Source organism: Pseudomonas sp. B21-054 (genome assembly GCF_026016345.1).
In the GTDB taxonomy this organism is placed as follows: Bacteria; Pseudomonadota; Gammaproteobacteria; order Pseudomonadales; family Pseudomonadaceae; genus Aquipseudomonas.
Map to the genome: position 1 here is coordinate 433,572 of NZ_CP087204.1, position 20,555 is coordinate 454,126.

Below are 20,555 nucleotides of genomic sequence, written 5' to 3' on the forward strand. Positions count from 1 at the left end.
GTTGGTTTTTTGATCTGTTTTCGGCGAGGGTTGCTCGTGATTGTTAGTCCCTGTAATGCACAAAAGATGTCTGCCAAACGGTTTAGAAACGCTCTGGTAGCGGGCTCGGCCCTGTTGTGCCTGTTCGGTGCGGGCCAACTGTGGGCATTCAGCCTGGATGATGTATCGGCGAAGGCCCAAGAACTGGCCGGGCAAAAATTCGAAGCCCCGCGCAGCAATCTGCCGAACGAATTCCGCGAAATGAAATTCGCTGACTATCAAAAAATTCGTTTCCGTACCGAAAAAGCCGAATGGGCCGACCAGAAGACACCGTTCAGGCTGTCCTTCTATCACCAGGGCATGCATTTCGACACCCCGGTGAAAATCAACGAAATCACCGCGACCACCGTCGAAGAGATCAAGTACGACCCGTCGCGCTTCGATTTCGGCGATGTGAAGTTCGATCCCAAGGCCACCGAGCAGTTGGGTTACGCGGGCTTTCGCGTGTTGTACCCGATCAACAAGGCCGACAAGCAAGACGAAATCATGACCATGCTGGGCGCGAGCTACTTCCGCGTCATCGGCAAGGGTCAGACCTACGGCTTGTCGGCCCGTGGCATGGCCATCGACACCGCCTTGCCATCCGGTGAGGAATTCCCGCGCTTTCGCGAGTTCTGGATCCAACGCCCGAAACCGACCGACAAGCACCTGGTGATCTTCGCCCTGCTGGATTCGCCACGGGCCACCGGCGCTTATCGCCTGACCGTGCGTCCGGGCACCGACACTATCGTCGACGTGAAATCGCGCATGTTCCTGCGTGATCGCGTGACCAAGCTGGGCGTTGCCCCGCTGACCAGCATGTTCCTGTTTGGCGCCAACCAGCCGTCCAAAGTGCTGAACTACCGTCGTGAATTGCACGATTCCAGTGGCCTGTCGATCCATGCCGGTAACGGCGAGTGGATCTGGCGTCCGCTGAACAACCCGAAACACCTGGCCGTGAGCAACTTCTCGGTAGAAAACCCGCGTGGTTTCGGCCTGCTGCAACGTGGTCGTGACTTCAGCCACTACGAAGACCTGGACGACCGTTACGAAAAACGTCCAAGCGCCTGGATCGAACCGAAAGGCGATTGGGGCAAGGGCTCTGTCGATCTGGTGGAAATTCCCACCGCCGACGAAACCAACGACAACATCGTAGCGTTCTGGAGTCCGGAAAAACTGCCGGAGCCAGGCCAGCCGCTGGACTTCGCCTACCGTCTGCACTGGACCCTCGACGAAGCCAACCTGCATTCGCCGGACAGCGCCTGGGTCAAGCAGACCCTGCGTTCCACCGGTGACGTGAAGCAATCCAACCTGATCCGTCAACCGGACGGCAGCGTCGCTTACCTGGTGGATTTCGAAGGTCCTTCCCTGCAAGCCCTGCCGGAAAGCGCTGATGTGCGCAGCCAGGTGAGCGTCGGTGACAACGCCGAGATCGTCGAGAACAGTGTGCGCTACAACCCTGAAACCAAGGGCTGGCGCCTGACGCTGCGAATGAAGATCAAGGACCCGAGCAAGGCAACCGAGATGCGCGCCGCCCTGGTCCGACCGCTGGTTCCGGTCGAGGAACCTGCTACGTCGCATTCGGTGACCACCCTGGCCAAGGCCGACAAGATCGCCAAGCAGCAGAACGAGAAAGAAAAAGAGAAAGAAAAAGAGCCAGGAACCGAGACGGAAAAAGAAGCCAAGGCCGTCAAGGCAGCGTCCGCCGCCGCCGTTGAAGCCTCCTCAACCCCGCAGGAACCGGAACAGACTGAACAAGTCCTGACCGAGACCTGGAGCTATCAGTTGCCTGCCGATGAGTAATACTTCAGTACAGCCAGAGTCTCTCAGCGAGTATCTGGCACATTTGCCCATGACCGACGAGCAGCGCGCCGAGCTGGCGGGCTGCTCGTCTTTCAGTGAATTGCACCAACGCCTGTCGTCTTCGACCTTCGACGCACCCACCGAGGCGGCGCAAGCCTCGGTGGGCCGTCGCCTGACCCTGAGCACTGCCGAGGAGCTCCAGGACGCCGAGATGCTGGCGGTCGATGCCAGCGGCCGTGTGTGCCTGAAGGCTACACCGCCGATTCGTCGGACCAAGGTCGTGCCGGAACCGTGGCGCACCAACATCCTGGTGCGCGGCTGGCGGCGGTTGACAGGTCGTACCAATCCGCCGAAGCCACCCAAGGATGAGCGTGTGCTGCCGCATGCGCGCTGGCGTACCGTGGGTTCGATCCGCCGCTACATCCTGCTGATCCTGATGCTCGGCCAGACCATCGTCGCCGGCTGGTACATGAAAGGCATCATGCCGTACCAGGGCTGGTCGCTCGTGGACCTGGACGAAGTCCTGCACCAACCGCTGCTGCAGACCGCTACGCAAGTGCTGCCCTATGCGCTGCAAACCAGCATCCTGATCCTGTTCGGGATCCTGTTCTGCTGGGTGTCGGCGGGTTTCTGGACAGCGCTGATGGGCTTTCTCGAATTGCTCACCGGGCACGACAAATACCGTATCTCCGGTGCCAGTGCCGGCAACGAGCCGATCCCCAAGGACGCTCGTACCGCCCTGGTGATGCCGATCTGTAACGAAGACGTGCCGCGGGTATTTGCCGGTTTGCGCGCGACCTTCGAGTCGGTGGCCGCCACCGGTGACCTGGATCGCTTCGACTTCTTCGTGCTCAGCGACAGTAACGAAACCGATATTTGCGTGGCCGAACAGCAGGCCTGGCTGGATGTCTGCCGTGAAGCCGGGGGCTTCGGCAAGATTTTCTATCGCCGCCGTCGCCGTCGCGTCAAGCGCAAGAGCGGTAACCTCGACGACTTCTGCCGCCGTTGGGGCAGCGAGTACAAGTACATGGTCGTGCTCGACGCCGACAGCGTCATGAGTGGCACGTGCCTGACCAGCCTGGTGCGCCTGATGGAAGCCACGCCGGACGCGGGCATCATCCAGACCGCGCCACGTGCCTCGGGCATGGACACGCTGTATGCGCGCATGCAGCAGTTCGCCACGCGGGTGTACGGTCCGTTGTTCACCGCCGGCCTGCACTTCTGGCAGCTGGGTGAATCCCACTACTGGGGCCACAACGCGATCATCCGCATGAAGCCGTTCATCGAGCACTGCGCCCTGGCGCCGTTGCCCGGTAAAGGCGCGTTCGCCGGTGCCATCCTGTCCCACGACTTCGTCGAAGCCGCGCTGATGCGTCGTGCCGGCTGGGGCGTGTGGATCGCCTATGACCTGCCGGGCAGCTATGAAGAACTGCCGCCGAACCTGCTGGACGAACTCAAGCGTGACCGTCGCTGGTGCCACGGCAACCTGATGAACTTCCGCCTGTTCCTGGTCAAGGGCATGCACCCGGTGCACCGCGCGGTGTTCCTGACCGGCGTGATGTCCTACCTGTCGGCACCCCTGTGGTTCTTCTTCCTGGTGCTGTCCACTGCACTGCTGGCGGTGAACACGCTGATGGAGCCGCAGTACTTCCTCGAACCGCGCCAGCTCTATCCGTTGTGGCCACAATGGCACCCGGAAAAGGCCATCGCCCTGTTCTCGACCACCATCGTGCTGCTGTTCCTGCCCAAGTTGTTGAGCATCGTGCTGATCTGGGCCAAGGGTGCGAAGGAGTTCGGCGGCAAGTTCAAGGTGACGTTGTCGATGCTGCTGGAGATGCTGTTCTCCATGCTGCTGGCGCCGGTGCGGATGATTTTCCACACCCGTTTCGTGCTCGCCGCATTCCTGGGCTGGGCTGCAACCTGGAACTCGCCCAAGCGTGACGATGACTCCACACCCTGGAGCGAAGCGGTCAAGCGCCACGGTCCGCAGACCTTGCTGGGCTTCTTCTGGGCCCTGCTGGTGATCTGGCTGAACCCGAGCTTCCTGTGGTGGCTGGTGCCAATCGTCGGCTCGTTGATGCTGTCGATCCCGGTGTCGGTGATTTCCAGCCGCGTGGGCCTGGGCTTGAAGTCCCGTGATGAAAGCCTGTTCCTGATCCCTGAGGAATACGCACCGCCACAGGAACTGCTGTCGACCGACCAGTACACCCATGAAAACCGTTGGCACGCGTTGAACGACGGTTTCATCCGGGCGGTGGTCGATCCACAACAGAACGCCTTGGCCTATGCGCTGGCCACCTCGCGTCATGGCCAGGCCGAGCCGATTGAATGGCTGCGGGTCGAGCGCGTGCGTCATGCCTTGAAGGCGGGCCCGTCCGGGCTCAGCAACAGCGAGCGTCTGGCGCTGTTGAGCGACCCGGTGGCCCTGTCCCGCTTGCATGAGCAGGTCTGGAGCGAGGCTCATCCCGAGTGGCTGGCGGCGTGGCGGGAATCGGTCAACGCCGATCCCCATGCACCGTTGCTACCGCTTCAGCCGTTGAGCGCACAGCCTCAAGTGGCCTGATGCTCAAAAAGCCCCGCTTCTGAAAGGAAGCGGGGCTTTTTGTTGGGCGCCGTTTCAGTAGGTGAACACCGCTCGTGGTGCGGTCAGGATTGTGCGTTGACGTTGTCCAGTGCCCGATTTGCCAGCAATTCACTCAGTTCGATCAGTTGCTGGATGCCAAGGGCGACATGGCGTCGTGAGCCTTCCAGGTCGAATGCCAGGTCGCTGACCATGGCGTCGGCTGAGGCCAGGGTTTCGCTGAGGTTGGCCAGGAGGCTTTCGGTGTCGATGCCGTCGACGATGGTGAAGAGCTGGCCAGGCTGTTTGTTCTCGGGGTTGGTCTGTTTGGGCTTCAGGTAGTAGTCGAGCGCGCGGTCGGTGGCTTCCTGGAGTTTCTTGGGGTCGGTTTCGGGTTCGGGTGGGTTGGGTGTGGCCTTGAACATGGTTGACGCTCCTTGATTGATGGAGCCGCCAGACATCGCTGCTAAACGAAATGTAGGGTGGCGACTGTGCGCGGGTTAGCAGACCAGGAATCAAGGAACCCGGCGCACCGAAGTGCCCCACGCACAGCCGCCATAAAGCGGACCTGCGTGCCTTGATATTGTGCCGAGCTGCTAAACCCGATCGCTGAACTGACAGCGACCTGCAAACATTAGAACCCGGGCCCAAGGCGCACAAGCCGGCGGATTCTGGCGTAGTTGTAGGCAATGGTGCAAGGTTGTGTAGCCCTGTGCTGAAGGGCAGGTTTTTGTGTGTATATCCGTTGTTTAGGTAACGGCTGCTTATGGTTCCGCCCTGACGGCGGGTCACTTTCGAAAAGCGCGAAAGTAACCAAAGCGCTTTAGCCCCACCACTCGGTGCCTCGCCTAGGCTCGGCATGCCCGAACGCAGGCATTGTTCCGTGGGCCCGCCGCGAAGGGCCATCCATGGCCCAGCGCGGCTATCCCGGCATCCATGCCGGGATGCCCACTCCACAATGCCTGCGTTCGGCCAGCGTGGTTAACGGGGCGCCGAGATCAACGTCCACCGCGAGGCGGCCTAGTAGCCGACCTGGTTCTTGGTGGGACCGCGTTTTCCCTGTGGGAGCGGGCTTGCCCGCGAAGGCGGCCTAGTAGCCGGCCTGTCACTTGCGGGTGTACCCCGATCCAACGGTGGGAGCGGGCTTGCTCGCGAAGGCGGTGGTTCAGTCACATAAGTGTTGGGCTTGCCGGCCTCATCGCGAGCAAGCTCGCTCCCACAGGGGGGCTGTGTTGGACATGAATTTTGTTTTCACTGGAGGTTGAATGTGGGAGCGAGCTTGCTCGCGATGGCGGTGTGTCAGTTTGCAGTGATGTTGGATGTGCCGGCCTCTTCGCGAGCAAGCCCGCTCCCACAGGGGAAACGCGGTCCCATCAAGAACCAGGTCGGCTACTAGGCCGCCTCGTGCCGGACGTTGATCTCGGCGCCCCATTAACCACGCTGGCCGAACGCAGGCATTGCGCAGTGGGCACCTCGGCATGGATGCCGAGGTAGCCGCGCTGGACCATGGATGGTCCTTCGCGGCGGGCCCACGGAGCAATGCCGGAGTGAGGGCATGCCGAGCCTAGGCGAGGCACCGAGTGGTGGGGCACAAGCGCTTTGCTTACTTTCGCCTGGGCCGGCTTCCGGATTTTCGAAAGTGAGTCGCCGTAAGGGCGAAACCATAAGTAGCCGTTACCCAAAAAACGGATATACACCCAAGACCCAAGTCAAACCCTAAACCGCCCCACCAACGTCTGCAAATGAACCCCCAACCGCGCCAGCTCAGCACTGGACGCCGCAGTCTCTTCACTGGACGAAGCCGTCTGCTCCGACACATCACGCACATTCAGCACGCTACGGTTGATCTCCTCAGCCACCGCACTCTGTTGCTCGGCCGCAGCCGCGATCTGCTGGTTCATCGATTGGATCGCCGAAACCGTGCGAGTAATGTTCTCCAACGACCCTCCCGCGCGGCGGGTCAGTTCGACGCTGCTGTCGGTCAGGCTGCGGCTGTTGTCCATGATGGTCGCGACCTGTTCGGTGCCGCTTTGCAGGCCAACAATCAGTTCTGCGATTTCTTCGGTGGATTTCTGGGTGCGCTGGGCCAGGCTGCGGACTTCATCGGCCACCACGGCGAAGCCTCGTCCTGCCTCGCCGGCACGGGCTGCCTCGATGGCTGCGTTGAGCGCCAGCAGGTTGGTCTGCTGGGCCACGGACTTGATCACGTCCAGGACGCTGCCGATCTTGTCGCTCTCGCGCTTCAAATCCCCCATGGCGGCGGTGGAGTTGCCCACTTCTTTGGCCAGCCGCTCGATCTGGGCAATGGCCTCGCCCACCACTTTGTCACCTTCGCGAGCCTGTTGATCGGCAGCGAGGGCGGCTTCGGAGGCTTCCTCGGCGTTGCGGGCCACTTCCTGCACCGTGGCGGTCATTTCGTGCATGGCGGTGGCGACCTGATCGGTTTCCACTTTCTGGCTGTTGACCCCGGCGCTGGTCTGCTCGGTCACGGCCGAGAGTTGTTCGGCGGCGCTGGAGATCTGGGTCACACCTTCGCTGATGCCACCGATCAATTGTCGCAGGCCCACGGTCATGCTTTGCATGGCGCGTTGCAGTTGGCCCAGTTCGTCGCGACGGTCGGAGGTGAGGTTGTGGGTCAGGTCGCCGGCGGCCACGCGTTCGGCAACCTTCAAGGTCTGGCCGAGCGGGCCCACGATCTGCCGGGTGATGAACAGCGCGGCGATCACGCCAAACAGCAACGCCAGGGCGGCCGCTACGATCAGGACCATCTTGGCTTGGGCGGCGTCGCGGTCACGCACGGCTGTCTGGGACACGGTCAGCTTCTGGCTGGCGTCCATCAGTATCTGCCCCTGCTCGCTCATGCGCTGGAGGGCAGCGGCGTTGTCGATTTGCGAGTCGCGGAACTGGGCGACCGCCGCGCGATAGAGGTTGAACGAGTCGCTGGCCTGCTGCAGGTTGGCGGCGTGTTCCTGGGGCAACTGGTCTGGCAGGCGCGCAAGCAGTTTGAGGACAGTGTCGATGGCCTCAAGGGCGGGTTGCTGGGCTTCGCTCTTGCCGCTGTAGGTGTAGCCGCGAACCTGGTAGCGGGCTTGCTGGATGGCCTTGCTCAGGGTGACCACACTGTTGAACGGTGTGACGTCGCCGGCTTGCAGCATCAACTTTTCAACTTCGGCGACGCGGGCCACGGCGTTGTCGGCGCTGGCGCCGAGTTTGCTGCGTGCATCTTCGCGGCTGACGGTGGCACGGGTCATCTGGGCGAAGGCGCCCTTGTATTCGGCGACGGCAGCCAGTTGCGCATCGATCAGCGCCACGTCGGCCGGTTGTTCGATCGATAGTCGAGCAGTCTTCAGGCCCTCTTCGAGCTTGCCCAGCAGGTCGTTGACCGGCTGCGGTCCTTTCTCGCCCCGCGTGGTGTTGTAGTCGATGCTGGCCAGGTTCAAGTCTTTGCTCAAGTCGTTGAGACTGGCAATGAACCCCAGTTTGTCGCCCCGACTGATGACATTGCCCAGGCCGGACCAACCGGTGAATGCAATCATCAAGGTGAGGAACAGCACCAGGCCGAAGCCTGCGCCGAGTTTGCGATTAACGCCTACGTTTCCCAGACCCTGGGCAAGCCACCGGAACATGCTGATACTCCCTTGTAGCGCTGATTGGTTTTATCAGGGCTATATCGGCAGTTCGGGCGGGATCTGTAGAAAAATAGACGTAATGCGTTTCCGTGGCGAGGGAGCAAGCTCCCAGGCCACGGGGATTGTGTTTTTAGACTTTGAAGCGACCTACCAGCGTCTGCAAATGCCCCCCCAATCGCGCCAGCTCAGCGCTGGAGGCGGCGGTTTCTTCGCTGGAAGCGGCGGTTTGTTCGGAGATATCACGCACGTTCACGACACTGCGATTGATCTCTTCGGCCACGGCGCTTTGCTGCTCGGCCGCAGCGGCGATTTGCTGGTTCATCGACTGGATCGCCGAGACGGTGCGGGTGATGTTTTCCAGTGAGCCACCGGCGCGGCGAGTCAGTTCAACGCTGCTGTCGGTCAGGTTGCGGCTGTTGTCCAGGGTGGACGCGACTTGCTCGGTGCCAGATTGCAGGCCGAGGATCAGTTCTTCGATTTCCTCAGTGGACTTCTGGGTGCGCTGGGCCAGGCTGCGCACCTCGTCGGCCACCACCGCAAACCCACGCCCGGCTTCACCGGCCCGGGCCGCTTCGATAGCGGCGTTGAGGGCTAGCAGGTTGGTTTGCTGGGCGACAGACTTGATCACGTCCAGCACGCTGCCGATTTTGTCGCTCTCGCGCTTGAGATGGCCCATGGCTTCGGTGGAGTTGCCCACTTCTTTGGAAAGACGTTCGATCTGGGCGATGGCTTCGCCGACCACTTTTTCGCCTTCGCGAGCCTGCTGGTCGGCGGCGACCGCGGCTTCGGAGGCTTCCTCGGCGTTACGCGCCACTTCCTGCACCGTGGCGGTCATTTCGTGCATGGCGGTGGCGACCTGGTCGGTTTCCACTTTCTGGCTGTTGACCCCGGCGCTGGTCTGCTCGGTGACGGCCGAGAGCTGTTCGGCGGCGCTGGCGATTTGCGTGACGCTGTCGCCGATACCACTGATCAATTGCCGCAGGCTGATCACCATTCGCTGCAGGCTGCCTTGCAACTGGCCCATGTCGTCACGGCGGGTGACCACCAGGTTGTGGCTCAGGTCACCGGAGGCGACACGTTCGACGGCCACCAGGGTTTGTTGCAGGGGAACAACGATCTGCCGCGTAATAATCCACGCGGCCAGAAGACCAAACGCTAACGCCAGGACGGCGACGGTAATCAGGGCCTCTTTCGCATGAGTTGTCTCCAGGTCGCGCTTCTCAATCTGGGAGACCGTCAAATGATCGTTCAGGTCATGCAAACGGGTGTCTTGCTCCACCATTTTCTTGAGGGCTGAGGCGCTGGCGACCTGTGAGTCGCGGAACTGGCTGACAGCGGCGCGATAGGCTTTCATCGATTCGCTGGCTTGTTGCAGATTGGCGGTGTGCTGTTCCGGCAGTTTGCCCGGCAAGCTCTCAAGGTTTTTCAAGACGTTTTCGATGGCATCCAGCGCCGGCTGCTCGGCATCAGCCTTGCCGCTGTAGGTGTAGCCGCGGACTTGGTAGCGTGCTTGCTGGATCAGTTTGCTCAGCTCAACCACGTTGTTGAATTGAGGGAAGCTGTCGCCTTGGCGCAAGGCATTTTCGACGTCTGCCACCTTGGCCACGGCGTTGTCGGCGTTGGCGCCAAGCTTGGACCGGGCCGATTCGCGGTTCTGCGTCGCTTGTGTCAGGTCGACAAAGGCGCGCTTGTATTCATCGACATTAGCCAGTTGTTGATTGAGCAGCTCCTGGTCTGCCGGTCGTACAAACCGTTTGAGGGCCGCTTGTATGCTCTCTTGAAGCTTGCCCAGAAGCTCGTTGACGGCTGTCGGCCCTTGTTCGCCGCGCCGCATCTCGTAGTCGAGACGGGCGACTCGCAAATCCTTGGCCGCCTCGTTGAGACTGGCGATGGAGGCCTGTTTATCTGAGCGGCTGATCACACTGCTCAGGCTGTTCCAACCGGCGAAGGTGCTCAGGAGGGTCATGAGTAGAACCAGGCCAAAGCCGAAACCTAGCTTGCGGTTGACGCTGACGTTTCCCAGCTTTTCGGTTAACCAACTGAACATGCTGATACTCCCACGAGCCTTTTATAGGCCTTATGAGGAGAGTATCGACCAAATGATGGGGTTCTGTAGAAAATCGACAGGGGTGTCTCCGTGGCGAAGAGGCCTGCCCGCGCTCGGCTGCCAAGTCGTTGCCAGTCCTAACGCCGTTGGTGGCCGCTGCGCGTCCAAGCGGGAGCAAGCGCCCTCGTCACCGAGGCTGTGCTCGCCGCTTTTTTCGGCGTTTAGACCTTGAAGCGGCCCACCAGCGTCTGCAAATGAACCCCCAACCGCGCCAGTTCGGCACTGGAGGCGGCGGTTTCTTCGCTGGAGGCGGCAGTCTGTTCGGACACGTCGCGAACATTCAGTATGCTGCGGTTGATCTCTTCGGCCACGGCGCTTTGCTGTTCGGCTGCAGCGGCGATCTGTTGGTTCATCGACTGGATCGCCGAGACGGTGCGGGTGATGTTTTCCAGTGAGCCACCGGCACGGCGGGTCAGTTCGACGCTGCTGTCGGTCAGGCTGCGGCTGTTGTCCAGGCTGGTCGCGACCTGTTCGGTGCCGGTCTGCAGGCCCAGGACCAGTTGCTCGATCTCTTCGGTGGACTTCTGGGTGCGCTGGGCCAGGCTGCGCACTTCGTCGGCCACCACCGCAAACCCACGCCCGGCTTCACCGGCCCGGGCCGCCTCGATGGCCGCATTGAGGGCCAGCAGGTTGGTTTGCTGGGCCACGGACTTGATCACATCCAGTACGCTGCCGATCTTGTCGCTTTCGCGCTTCAGATCGCCCATGGCGGTGGTGGAGTTGCCCACCGCGTTGGACAGGCGCTCGATCTGGGCGATGGCTTCGCCGACCACTTTTTCGCCTTCGCGAGCCTGTTGGTCCGCAGCGACCGTGGCTTCGCTCGCTTGCTCGGCATTGCGCGCCACTTCCTGCACCGTGGCGGTCATTTCGTGCATGGCGGTGGCGACCTGGTCGGTTTCCACTTTCTGGCTGTTGACCCCGGCGCTGGTCTGCTCGGTGACGGCCGAGAGCTGTTCGGCGGCGCTGGCGATTTGTGTGACGCTGTCGCTGATGCCGCCGATCAATTGCCGCAGGCCCACGGTCATGCTCTGCATGGTCCGTTGCAGTTGGCCCAGTTCGTCGCGTCGCTCGGAGCTGAGGTTGTGGGTCAGGTCGCCTGCCGCCACGCGTTCGGCGACCTTGAGGGTCTGCTCCAGCGGGGTGACGATCTGCCGGGTGATCGCCAGGGCGGCGATCACGCCGAAGAGGAAGGCGAGGGCGGCGGCCGATGCCAGCAAAATCTTGGCTTCGCTGGCTTCATGGTCGCGCACGATGGTCTGGGATTGGGTGAGATTACTGCTGGCCTCGCGTAGCACCCCCCCTAAATCGGACATGCGCTTGATCGCGACAGCGCTTGCGGTCTGGGCTTCACGGAACTGGCCGACCACTGCACGATAAGTCTTGAACGATTCGTTGGCCTGCCGCAGGTTGGAGGCGTGTTCGTCTGGTAGTTGGGCCGGCAGGCTGGCGAGGGTTTTCAACGCGCTATCGATGGCATCCAGGGCAGGCTGTTCGGCGTCGGCCTGGCCGCTGTAGGTGTAGCCGCGAACCTGATAGCGGGCTTGCTGGATGGCCTTGCTCAGGCTGACCACACTGTCGAATTGAGCAACATCGGCGCTTTGCCGCATGGCGTTTTCAACGGTGGCGACACGGGCTACGGCGTTGTCGGCATTGGTGCCCAGTTTGCTGCGTGCATCCTCGCGACTGGCCATGGCGCGGGTCAAATCGGCGAAGGCAACCTTGTAGTCGGCGATAGCCCCCAGTTGTTTGTCGAGGAGCACCATGTCGGCTGGCTGCTCGATCGATTGACGGGCGGTTTGTAGCCCAGGCTCCAATTTTCCGAGCAGATCGTTGATTTCCCCTGGGCCCTTTTCACCACGGGTCGAAAAATAGTCCATGCGTGCGGTACGCAGGTCCTTGGTTTGGTCGTTCAGGCTGGCAATGAGCCCGAGCATGTCACCGTGGGCAATCACACGGCCCAGGCCGACCCATCCGGTGAAAGCGATCATCAAGGTTAAGAACAGTACCAGACCGAAGCCGAAGCCGAGTTTGCGATTAACGCCTACGTTACCTAGCCATTGGAACATGCTGATACTCCCTTGAAGGGCGGAACTGCTTTGTATAAAGCGCTATCGGCCCATAAAGGAATAACAGGAGAAATGAGTTAGATGCGTTTGGAATACCGTGGCAAACCAAAGGGCTCAGAACAGTCGTGCGAGCAACGCCGTAACCGCGGTCTCGACCCGCAGGATTCGCTCGCCCAGTTGAACCGGTTGCAGGCCGGCCTTGCCCAGCAGGTCGATCTCGTAGGGGATCCAGCCGCCTTCGGGGCCGATGGCCAAGGTCACCGACTCTGTTAGCGCTCGCGGGCAGGGCGGGTGGTTGCCGGGGTGGCCGACCAGTCCGAGGGTGCCGTTCGTGATGGCCGGCAGGCGGTCCTCGACGAAGGGCTTGAAGCGTTTTTCGATGATGATTTCCGGCAGGACGCTGTCCCGGGCCTGCTCCAGGCCCAGGATCAATTGCTCGCGAATCGCCTCGGGCTCCAGGAACGGCGTCTGCCAGAAGCTCTTTTCCACACGATAGCTGTTGACCAGGATCACCCGTGGCACGCCCATGGTGGCGATGGTTTGGAACACTCGGCGGAGCATTTTCGGGCGAGGCAGGGCCAGTACCAGCGTGAGCGGCAACTTGGCCGGTGGCGGTTGGTCGAGGGTCACCTGCAGTTCGGCCTCGCGGGCTTCCAGGCGCAGTACCTGGGCCGTGCCCATCAAGCCGCCGATGCGCCCGACCCGCAGGCTGTCGCCGACGGCGCTGCGGTGGACTTCCTGCATGTGAGTCAACCGACGATCACTCAGGACAACCCGGTCAGGCCCGATGAAATCGGCCTCTTCGAGCAGCAGCAGGTTCACGCTTGGGTCGCAGGCGGCTGGTCGTTGTGGTCGTCGACGGGCTGTTCCTCGGGCTCTTCTTCCCTGCGCTTGCGCACGAGGGCGCCGAACAGGATGCCGATTTCGAACAGCAGCCACATCGGCACGGCCAGCAGGGTCTGGGAGAAAATGTCCGGCGGGGTCAGGATCATGCCGACCACGAAGCAACCGATGATCACGTAGGGACGGATTTTCTTCAGGTACGCCACGTCAACCACGCCGATCCACACCAGCAATACCACGGCCACCGGGATTTCGAACGCCACGCCGAAGGCGAAGAACAGCGTCATGACGAAGTCCAGGTAACTGGTGATGTCGGTCATCATCTCCACGCCCGCCGGAGTGGCGGCGGCGAAGAACTTGAAGATCAGCGGGAACACGAAGAAGTAGGCGAAGGCCATGCCGGTGTAGAACAGCAGGATGCTCGACACCAGCAGCGGCACGGCGATGCGTTTTTCATGCTTGTACAGGCCCGGCGCGATGAAGCCCCAGATCTGGTGCAGGATCACCGGGATCGCGAGGAACAGCGAGACCATCATCGTCAGCTTCAGTGGCGTCAGGAACGGCGACGACACGTCGGTGGCGATCATCGTTGCCCCTACCGGCAGGTACTGGCGCAGCGGCGTGGAGACGAAGGTATAGATCTGCTGGGTGAAGGAAAACAGCCCGGCGAAGATGATGAAGACCGCCGCGACGCAACGCAGCAGGCGCGTGCGCAACTCGGTGAGGTGCGATACCAGCGGCATCGGCTGGTCGTTTTCAGGGAGATCGCTCATGGGGCTCGCGGCGGCAATGTAGGGTCGTTGGGCGCAGGGGCTGCGGGGGACGTTGCATCAGCCACCGTCGGTGTCACGGGCGTCGGCTCGGCCACCGGCACCGCGCCATCCATCGGTGCCTGGGACGCGACCGTCGGCTCGACCGCAGGTTGGACCGGCGTCGGCTCCTGCTGGGTCGGTGTGAAGATTTTCCGCGCTTCCTGCTCCAGGGACAGAATGTGTTCGTTGTGCAGTTGCCGACGGATGTCGTCGGCACCGATTTCACGTTCAACTTCCTGTTTGATCGCATTGAAGCTGCGCTTCAGTCGCCCGATCCAGAGACCGGCGGTGCGCGCAGCACCCGGCAGACGCTCGGGGCCCAATACCAGCAGGGCGACGAGGCCGACGAGCAGCAGTTCAGTGAAGCTGATCCCAAACATTAGTCAGTGCTCACGAGTCTTTGCGGGCGGGCTCTTCGACTTTCTGGGCCTGCACGTCGATGGTGTGCGGCGCATTCACAGGCTGGGCGGCCTGGGGGTGTACCGGTTGGGTCGGCTGCGCCGGTTGGGCGGGAGCTGCCGTCGGATCGGCCGGTTTCTCATCATCGTTCATGGCCTTGCGAAAGCCCTTGATCGACTCGCCGACATCGGTGCCGAGGTTTTTCAGTTTCTTGGTACCGAACACCAGCACCACGACTACCAGAATGACGATCCAGTGTTTCCAGTCAAAAATACCCATGTGGCTATTCCTCTTAACAGTTGATCAAGCGGACGGACGCGAGGCTTTCTCGACGTGCCCGGACAGACCGAAGCGACGGTCCAGTTCATCCAGTACAGCCTGCGGGTGCTGCCCCAGTTGGGCAAGCATGACCAGGCTGTGGAACCACAGGTCGGCGGTCTCGTAGATCACGTCGCTGCAGTCGCCGCTGATGGCGGCATCCTTGGCGGCAATGATGGTTTCGACCGACTCTTCGCCGACTTTTTCCAGAATCTTGTTCAAGCCCTTGTGGTACAGGCTGGCGACATAGGAGCTGTCGGCCGCGGCGCCTTTGCGCTCTTCCAGCACCTGGGCCAGGCGGGTCAGGGTGTCACTCATGGGGATGTCCTGAATAAATGGCATGCGGGTCCTTGAGCACCGGGTCGACGATTTTCCAGTCACCGTTCTCGAAGACGCGATAGAAGCAGCTCTGACGGCCGGTGTGGCAAGCAATCTCACCGACTTGCTCGACCATCAGGATGATGACGTCGCCGTCGCAATCCAGGCGCATCTCATGCAGGTGCTGCACATGCCCGGACTCTTCACCCTTGCGCCACAACTTGCCACGGGAGCGTGACCAATAGATGGCGCGGTTCTCGGCGGCGGTCAGGGCCAGCGCCTCGCGGTTCATCCAGGCCATCATCAGCACGCGCCCGGTCTTGTGATCCTGGGCGATGGCCGGCACCAGGCCGTCAGCGTCCCATTTGATCTCGTCCTGCCAGTTTTTCATCTTGAGTCCTGACGGCAGCGGCAAGCTTTAAGCTTCAAGCTGCAAGTAAAAGCAATTCTGTATTGTGCTTGCGTTGATGGGTTCAACCCATGAACTTGAGGCTTGCAGCTTATCGCTTGTGGCTGATTCCTGCTATCGACGTACGACCAGATACAAGCCCACGACCACCATGATACCGGCGGGCCAGTGACCCAGTTGGCTCAATGGCCCGCCGGTCGCCAGCACTGCGCCGCCACCCAGGTGGGCTGCGCCCAGCAGGCGCAGCAACCAGTCGTCCTTGCGCTGTTTCCACGGCGGCGCCGGGTCGTGGGCGTGGGGTTGGGACATGCGTTCAAGCAGGTCGCGGGTCATGTTGGCCAGGTGCGGGATCTGCTCGAACTGGCTCTGCACGTTGCCCAGCAGGGTCCGCGGGCTGACGCGCTCGCGCATCCAGCGCTCGAGGAACGGCTGGGCGGTGTTCCACAGGTCGAGGTCCGGATACAGCTGGCGACCGAGGCCTTCGATGTTCAACAGGGTCTTTTGCAACAGCACCAGCTGTGGCTGGACTTCCATGTTGAAGCGCCGGGCGGTCTGGAACAGGCGCATCAGCACCTGACCAAAGGAAATATCTTTTAACGGTTTTTCGAAGATCGGTTCGCACACGGTACGGATCGCTGCTTCGAATTCGTTTAGCTTGGTTTCGGCCGGTACCCAGCCCGAATCGATGTGCAGTTGGGCGACACGGCGGTAATCGCGCTTGAAGAAGGCGAACAGGTTGCGGGCCAGGTAGTCCTGGTCTTCCGGGTCAGGCTGCCGACGATGCCGCAGTCGATGGCAATGTACTGCGGGCTCCACGGCTGCACGGTGCTGACGAAGATGTTGCCGGGGTGCATGTCGGCGTGGAAGAAACTGTCGCGAAACACCTGGGTGAAGAAGATCTCCACGCCGCGTTCGGCCAGCAGTTTCATGTCGGTGCGCTGGTCGGCCAGGGTCGCCAGGTCGGTCACCTGAATGCCGTAGATACGCTCCATCACCAACACTTTCGGGCGGCACCAGTCCCAATAGACCTGCGGCACATAGAGCAGTGGCGAGCCTTCGAAGTTGCGCCGCAGCTGGCTGGCGTTGGCGGCTTCGCGCAGCAGGTCGAGTTCGTCGTAGATGGTTTTTTCGTAGTCCTGGACCACGTCCACCGGGTGCAGCAGGCGCGCATCCGCCGACAGCCGCTCGGCGGCGCGGGCGAGGATGAACAACCACGCCAGGTCCTGGGCGATGATTGGCTTGAGGCCCGGACGGATGACCTTGACCACCACCTCTTCGCCGCTCTTGAGCTGGGCGGCGTGAACCTGGGCCACGGAGGCCGAGGCCAGGGGCTCGACGTCGAAACGGCTGAAGACCTCGCTGATCTTCTTGCCCAGTTGTTCCTCGATCAGGGCCACCGACAGCTTGGAATCGAACGGTGGCACACGGTCTTGCAGTCGCATCAGTTCATCGGCGATGTCTTCGGGCAACAGGTCGCGACGGGTCGAGAGGATCTGCCCGAACTTGATGAAGATCGGCCCCAGGTCTTGCAAGGCCAGGCGCAGGCGTGCGCCGCGACTCAGCTCCAGTGTTCGACGGGGAAACCAGCGCCACGGCAGCACGAAGCGCAGTGCCAGGAGAAACCAGGGCAGCGGCAGGGCGAACAGCAGGTCATCGAGGCGGTAACGGATCACGACGCGCTGGATGCGCAACAAACGGCGGACGGCAAGCAGCTTCATGCGTTATCGCTTGGTTTCAAGGGATCGGGAAAGGCGCTCGAAACGCGCCTCGAGACGTTCCAGGTCAAGCTTGATCTGGTCCAGTTCATTGAAGCGGGCTTCGGCTTCGCGTTGGCCTACGAGGGTACGCGATTCTTCGGCCAGGTACTCACTCAGATTCTGCCCCAGGCTGGCGAACCCCTGGCGGTACCAGCGGGTACGGCTGCGCAGGTGGCTGCTGAGCAGCTGGGTGGCCACCGGGCCGAGCCAGCGGGACACTTCATACTCCCAGTCCAGCTCCAGGTCCTGGAGAATCGCCGCCAGCTCCAGCAGCACGCCGCTGTCGCCGTCGAGCTCCACGTCGGGACCGTGCAGCACCGCGGTCTTGTCCTTGCTCAGGGCCAGGCTCAGCAGGCTCGAGGCTGGGGCGCGCAGCGTGCAGTCCGCCTCGGCTTCCCAGTGGGCGGCGAGCATCAGGCCTTCGTCGCTGGGCAGGATGAACAACTGCAGCGCCGGGCTGCGGCAGTCCACGGCAATGACCTGGCCACTCAAGTGCGCCAGGCGCGCAAGCGCGGTGCTGTCCAGGCGCAGTACCCGGTTGATACCGAGTTCGACGCTGGCGAGCAGGCCGGTGAGCAGCATCAGGGTTTGATACCGCGATGCAGGGCGACGATGCCTGCGGTCATGTTGTGGTAGGTCACGCGGTCGAAACCGGCGTCCACCATCATCGACTTGAGGGTTTCCTGGTTCGGGTGCATGCGGATCGATTCGGCCAGGTAGCGATAGCTTTCCGAGTCGTTGGTGATTAGCTTGCCCATCAGCGGCATGAAGGCAAACGAGTAAGCGTCGTAGGCCTTGGACATCAGCGCGTTGGTCGGCTTGGAGAACTCCAGCACCAGCAGGCGGCCACCGGGCTTGAGCACCCGCAGCATCGAGCGCAGGGCGTCTTCCTTGTGGGTGACGTTGCGCAGGCCGAAGGCGATGGTCACGCAGTCGAAATGGTTGTCGGGGAACGGCAGCTTCTCGGCGTCGGCCTGGACGAACTCGACGTTGCCGGCCACGCCCAGGTCCAGCAGGCGGTCGCGACCGACCTTGAGCATGGATTCGTTGATGTCGGCGAGCACCACCTGGCCGGTCGGCCCGACGATGTGGGAAAACTTCTTGGTCAGGTCGCCCGTACCACCGGCGATGTCCAGCACGCGATTGCCGCTGCGTACGCCCGACAGCTCGATCGCGAAACGCTTCCACAAGCGGTGCATGCCGCCCGAGAGCAGGTCGTTCATCAAGTCATATTTGGCGGCCACCGAGTGGAAAACCTCAGCGACTTTTTCCGCCTTCTGGCTTTCCGGCACGTTCTTGAAGCCGAAGTGAGTGGTGGGTTCGGCATCGCTGCCTTTGCGCTGATCAGTCATATCGCTGTCACCAAAAAAGAATGCGGGACATTCTAATCCCGGTGGAGGGCTTTGTCTTGGCAAGGCTGAAGGTAAGATGGAGCATCGCCGGGACGTTTTGACGCAGCCAGGGTCTGAAACGTTCAGGCAAGTCCCGATAAAACAGGAGTCACCCGATGGCCCGTATAACAGTTGAGCGTGCCCATGGCCTGGGCAAGGAAGCGGCACGAGAGAAAGCCGACAAGCTGGCGCAGAAGTTGTCCGACAGCTATGGACTGGAGCCGCAGTGGGAGGGCGATACCCTGAAACTCAAGCGTTCCGGGGTCAAGGGCGAAGTGCTCGTGGGCGAGGACTCGATCCGTGTCGATGTGGAACTGGGCATGTTGATGTCGGCCATGAGCGGCACGATCAAGGCGGAAATTGAAAAGGCGTTGGATAAAGCGTTGGCCTGATCGACGAAAGAAGAGAAGTACAGCACTCAAGTTCACCACCATTCCCTGTGGGAGCGAGCTTGCTCGCGATTGCGCGGCATCAGTCGACGTCGATGTGACTGACCCAATGCGATCGCGAGCAAGCTCGCTCCCACAGGGAAGTCATCGCCTTCAGTGTTTGTGTCAGTTGTTAGGGTGCCCTTTCTAATTATTGTCACTACTTTGTGCCTGAGCCCGTCCGTGTACGGGCAGTTCCTCAAACCTGTTTTCGAGTGAGGTGCACCATGGCCAAAGTTATTTTGAAGAAAAAAAACGACGTTGAATCTTCCACGCTCAGCGACGTGAAAACGTACGCGCGCAAGATCTGGCTGGCTGGCCTGGGCGCCTACACCAAGGTTGGCCAGGAAGGTAGCGAGTACTTCCAGGAGTTGGTCAAGGCTGGCGAAGTTATTGAAACAAAAGGCAAAAAGAGCATTGCTGGAAAACTTGAAGCAGCCAACAGTGAATTGATTGAAGCCAAGACGGACGTCAACACTTTCAAGGCCCGGGTTGAAGTGCAACTCGATAAAGTCGAGAAGGTATTTGATGCTCGCGTTGCAAGTGCCTTGAATCGTATCGGCATTCCGTCTAAACATGACGTTGAGACACTCTCTGCTAAGCTCGATGAGCTGACGGCATTGCTCGAACGTGTCGCGCGTAAACATTAAGGAGAACGGGATGGCTGGTAAAAAAATCACTGAAAAAGAAGGCAGCTCGTGGGCCGGGAAGATTGAAAAGTACTCCCGCAAAATCTGGCTTGCTGGTTTAGGCGTGTACTCGAAGATCGACACTGACGGCAGCAAACTCTTCGAGTCCCTGGTTAAGGACGGCGAGAAGGCCGAAAAACTCACCAAGACGGCGGTTGGCAAACAAGTCGATGCCGCCAAGGACTCTGCCGAGTCCGCCAAGTCGCGCATCGGTGGCGTGAAGGACCGTGCGCTGGGCAAGTGGGATGAACTGGAAGGGGCGTTCGACAAGCGCCTGAACAGTGCGATCTCGCGCCTGGGTGTGCCGAGCCGCAATGAAGTGAAGGCGCTGCATAGCAAGGTCGACACCCTGACCAAGCAGATCGAAAAGCTCACTGGGGCGAAAGTCGCACCGGTGGCCAGCAAGACTGCGGCGGCCAAGCCGGCCACTAAAACGGCGGCCAAGCCATTGGTCAAGGCAGCGGCAAAAACCGTCGCCAAGCCAGCGGCGAAAGCGGCGGCCAAGCCTGCGGCTAAAACGGCTGCGGCCAAACCTGCTGCCAAGGCTGCGGCCAAACCGGTAGCGGCCAAGCCAGCGGCCAAAGCGACAGCCAAGCCTGCCGCCAAACCCGCGGCTAAACCCGCCGCTAAAACGGCGGCAGCCAAACCAGCTGCGGCCAAACCGGCAGCGAAACCCGCCGCCAAGCCTGCGGTAAAAGCGGCGGCCAAACCCGCAGCGGCGAAAAAGCCTGCCGTGAAAAAACCGGCCGCGCCAAAAGCCGCCGCACCCAAGGCGCCGACCGCGGCCGCCAAACCGGCTACCCCGACGAGCACAGCGAACTCCGCCTCGGCTCCGACTCCGGTGGCCACCCCGACTACCGCGCCGGCTCCATCGACGCCTACCACCCAGTCCTGATTCGGCAGGACACGCAGAAGCGCCCGGCCTGTTGAGGTCGGGCGTTTCTGTTTGTACGCAGGTCAATCTGTGGAGCGAGCTTGCTCGCGATAGCGGTGGGTCAGCAGTATTGA

The 20,555-nt window shown here is 61.4% G+C and carries 16 protein-coding genes and 4 pseudogenes; 5 read left to right on the top strand and 15 right to left on the bottom strand.

Annotated features, from left to right (window positions below; genetic code table 11):
* Window positions 1-36: 36 nt before the first annotated feature.
* Together LOY70_RS01935 and mdoH are read left to right on the top strand one after the other, a co-directional pair.
* On the top strand, window positions 37-1,821 hold the full coding sequence (locus LOY70_RS01935) for a glucan biosynthesis protein G (protein ID WP_265032853.1): 1,785 nt from the start codon (window positions 37-39) through the stop codon (window positions 1,819-1,821).
* Window positions 1,814-4,384, top strand: coding sequence for a glucans biosynthesis glucosyltransferase MdoH (gene mdoH, locus LOY70_RS01940; RefSeq protein ID WP_265032855.1), 2,571 nt, complete (start codon window positions 1,814-1,816; stop codon window positions 4,382-4,384). The genes LOY70_RS01935 and mdoH overlap by 8 nt, the downstream gene beginning before the upstream one ends.
* Before the next feature lie 83 nt (window positions 4,385-4,467).
* Here the strand turns inward: mdoH and LOY70_RS01945 are convergent, their stop codons facing one another.
* The 15 genes and pseudogenes from LOY70_RS01945 to ubiE form a co-directional block, all read right to left on the bottom strand.
* Window positions 4,468-4,806 carry a DUF6124 family protein gene (locus LOY70_RS01945; protein WP_265032857.1) on the bottom strand — a complete coding sequence of 113 codons (339 nt, stop codon included), beginning with the start codon at window positions 4,804-4,806 and terminating at the stop codon, window positions 4,468-4,470.
* A gap of 1,284 nt (window positions 4,807-6,090) precedes the next feature.
* On the bottom strand, window positions 6,091-6,963 hold the full coding sequence (locus LOY70_RS30040) for a methyl-accepting chemotaxis protein (protein ID WP_404942620.1): 873 nt from the start codon (window positions 6,961-6,963) through the stop codon (window positions 6,091-6,093).
* A pseudogene (locus LOY70_RS30045) lies at window positions 6,949-8,007 on the bottom strand (methyl-accepting chemotaxis protein); the annotation flags it as partial. The pseudogene LOY70_RS30045 and the gene LOY70_RS30040, both read right to left, overlap by 15 nt.
* Window positions 8,008-8,140: 133 nt before the next feature.
* Window positions 8,141-9,004: a methyl-accepting chemotaxis protein gene (locus LOY70_RS30050; protein ID WP_413776663.1), complete on the bottom strand. Its 864-nt coding sequence runs from the start codon at window positions 9,002-9,004 to the stop codon at window positions 8,141-8,143.
* Window positions 8,996-10,057 (bottom strand): annotated as a pseudogene (locus tag LOY70_RS30055) (methyl-accepting chemotaxis protein); the annotation flags it as partial. The gene LOY70_RS30050 and the pseudogene LOY70_RS30055, both read right to left, overlap by 9 nt.
* A 221-nt stretch (window positions 10,058-10,278) precedes the next feature.
* Window positions 10,279-12,183 (bottom strand): methyl-accepting chemotaxis protein, encoded by a 1,905-nt coding sequence (locus tag LOY70_RS01960; RefSeq protein ID WP_265032862.1) that lies wholly within the window; start codon window positions 12,181-12,183, stop codon window positions 10,279-10,281.
* A 114-nt stretch (window positions 12,184-12,297) separates the two neighbouring features.
* On the bottom strand, window positions 12,298-13,005 hold the full coding sequence (locus LOY70_RS01965) for a 16S rRNA (uracil(1498)-N(3))-methyltransferase (protein ID WP_265032863.1): 708 nt from the start codon (window positions 13,003-13,005) through the stop codon (window positions 12,298-12,300).
* Window positions 13,002-13,799, bottom strand: coding sequence for a twin-arginine translocase subunit TatC (gene tatC, locus LOY70_RS01970; protein WP_025211392.1), 798 nt, complete (start codon window positions 13,797-13,799; stop codon window positions 13,002-13,004). The genes LOY70_RS01965 and tatC overlap by 4 nt, the downstream gene beginning before the upstream one ends.
* Window positions 13,796-14,218 (bottom strand): Sec-independent protein translocase protein TatB, encoded by a 423-nt coding sequence (gene tatB, locus LOY70_RS01975; protein ID WP_265032865.1) that lies wholly within the window; start codon window positions 14,216-14,218, stop codon window positions 13,796-13,798. Before tatB ends, tatC begins: the two co-directional genes overlap by 4 nt.
* A 10-nt stretch (window positions 14,219-14,228) precedes the next feature.
* Window positions 14,229-14,516 carry a twin-arginine translocase TatA/TatE family subunit gene (locus tag LOY70_RS01980; protein WP_025211394.1) on the bottom strand — a complete coding sequence of 96 codons (288 nt, stop codon included), beginning with the start codon at window positions 14,514-14,516 and terminating at the stop codon, window positions 14,229-14,231.
* A 24-nt stretch (window positions 14,517-14,540) separates the two neighbouring features.
* Window positions 14,541-14,873 (bottom strand): phosphoribosyl-ATP diphosphatase, encoded by a 333-nt coding sequence (locus LOY70_RS01985; RefSeq protein ID WP_003186671.1) that lies wholly within the window; start codon window positions 14,871-14,873, stop codon window positions 14,541-14,543.
* Window positions 14,866-15,264 (bottom strand): phosphoribosyl-AMP cyclohydrolase, encoded by a 399-nt coding sequence (gene hisI, locus LOY70_RS01990; RefSeq protein WP_123345416.1) that lies wholly within the window; start codon window positions 15,262-15,264, stop codon window positions 14,866-14,868. The genes LOY70_RS01985 and hisI overlap by 8 nt, the downstream gene beginning before the upstream one ends.
* Before the next feature lie 132 nt (window positions 15,265-15,396).
* Window positions 15,397-17,000: pseudogene (gene ubiB, locus LOY70_RS01995) on the bottom strand (ubiquinone biosynthesis regulatory protein kinase UbiB).
* Window positions 16,997-17,621, bottom strand: a pseudogene (locus LOY70_RS02000) (SCP2 domain-containing protein). The pseudogenes ubiB and LOY70_RS02000 overlap by 4 nt, the downstream one beginning before the upstream one ends.
* Window positions 17,621-18,391: a bifunctional demethylmenaquinone methyltransferase/2-methoxy-6-polyprenyl-1,4-benzoquinol methylase UbiE gene (gene ubiE, locus LOY70_RS02005; protein WP_003186661.1), complete on the bottom strand. Its 771-nt coding sequence runs from the start codon at window positions 18,389-18,391 to the stop codon at window positions 17,621-17,623. The pseudogene LOY70_RS02000 and the gene ubiE overlap by 1 nt, the downstream one beginning before the upstream one ends.
* Before the next feature lie 155 nt (window positions 18,392-18,546).
* On the opposite strand from ubiE, the gene LOY70_RS02010 reads away from it, so the two are divergent.
* From LOY70_RS02010 to LOY70_RS02020, 3 genes are all read left to right on the top strand, one after another.
* Window positions 18,547-18,822 (top strand): polyhydroxyalkanoic acid system family protein, encoded by a 276-nt coding sequence (locus LOY70_RS02010; protein ID WP_025211396.1) that lies wholly within the window; start codon window positions 18,547-18,549, stop codon window positions 18,820-18,822.
* Between the two features lie 263 nt (window positions 18,823-19,085).
* Window positions 19,086-19,508 carry a phasin family protein gene (locus LOY70_RS02015; RefSeq protein ID WP_265032877.1) on the top strand — a complete coding sequence of 141 codons (423 nt, stop codon included), beginning with the start codon at window positions 19,086-19,088 and terminating at the stop codon, window positions 19,506-19,508.
* Window positions 19,509-19,518: 10 nt separating this feature from the next.
* The gene (locus LOY70_RS02020) at window positions 19,519-20,442 is read left to right on the top strand and encodes a phasin family protein (RefSeq protein ID WP_265032879.1); all 924 of its coding nucleotides are present in this window, start codon (window positions 19,519-19,521) and stop codon (window positions 20,440-20,442) included.
* Window positions 20,443-20,555: the final 113 nt, after the last annotated feature.

What these genes read in the sequence shown, in the direction of transcription:
- mdoH (WP_265032855.1), top strand. Translation starts at nt 1,814, where the DNA reads ATGAGTAATACTTCAGTACAGCCAGAGTCTCTCAGCGAGTATCTGGCA.
- LOY70_RS01945 (WP_265032857.1), bottom strand. Translation starts at nt 4,806, where the DNA reads ATGTTCAAGGCCACACCCAACCCACCCGAACCCGAAACCGACCCCAAG.
- LOY70_RS30040 (WP_404942620.1), bottom strand. Translation starts at nt 6,963, where the DNA reads ATGCAAAGCATGACCGTGGGCCTGCGACAATTGATCGGTGGCATCAGC.
- LOY70_RS30050 (WP_413776663.1), bottom strand. Translation starts at nt 9,004, where the DNA reads ATGGTGATCAGCCTGCGGCAATTGATCAGTGGTATCGGCGACAGCGTC.
- LOY70_RS01960 (WP_265032862.1), bottom strand. Translation starts at nt 12,183, where the DNA reads ATGTTCCAATGGCTAGGTAACGTAGGCGTTAATCGCAAACTCGGCTTC.
- tatC (WP_025211392.1), bottom strand. Translation starts at nt 13,799, where the DNA reads ATGAGCGATCTCCCTGAAAACGACCAGCCGATGCCGCTGGTATCGCAC.
- tatB (WP_265032865.1), bottom strand. Translation starts at nt 14,218, where the DNA reads ATGTTTGGGATCAGCTTCACTGAACTGCTGCTCGTCGGCCTCGTCGCC.
- LOY70_RS01980 (WP_025211394.1), bottom strand. Translation starts at nt 14,516, where the DNA reads ATGGGTATTTTTGACTGGAAACACTGGATCGTCATTCTGGTAGTCGTG.
- LOY70_RS01985 (WP_003186671.1), bottom strand. Translation starts at nt 14,873, where the DNA reads ATGAGTGACACCCTGACCCGCCTGGCCCAGGTGCTGGAAGAGCGCAAA.
- hisI (WP_123345416.1), bottom strand. Translation starts at nt 15,264, where the DNA reads ATGAAAAACTGGCAGGACGAGATCAAATGGGACGCTGACGGCCTGGTG.
- ubiE (WP_003186661.1), bottom strand. Translation starts at nt 18,391, where the DNA reads ATGACTGATCAGCGCAAAGGCAGCGATGCCGAACCCACCACTCACTTC.
- LOY70_RS02010 (WP_025211396.1), top strand. Translation starts at nt 18,547, where the DNA reads ATGGCCCGTATAACAGTTGAGCGTGCCCATGGCCTGGGCAAGGAAGCG.
- LOY70_RS02015 (WP_265032877.1), top strand. Translation starts at nt 19,086, where the DNA reads ATGGCCAAAGTTATTTTGAAGAAAAAAAACGACGTTGAATCTTCCACG.
- LOY70_RS02020 (WP_265032879.1), top strand. Translation starts at nt 19,519, where the DNA reads ATGGCTGGTAAAAAAATCACTGAAAAAGAAGGCAGCTCGTGGGCCGGG.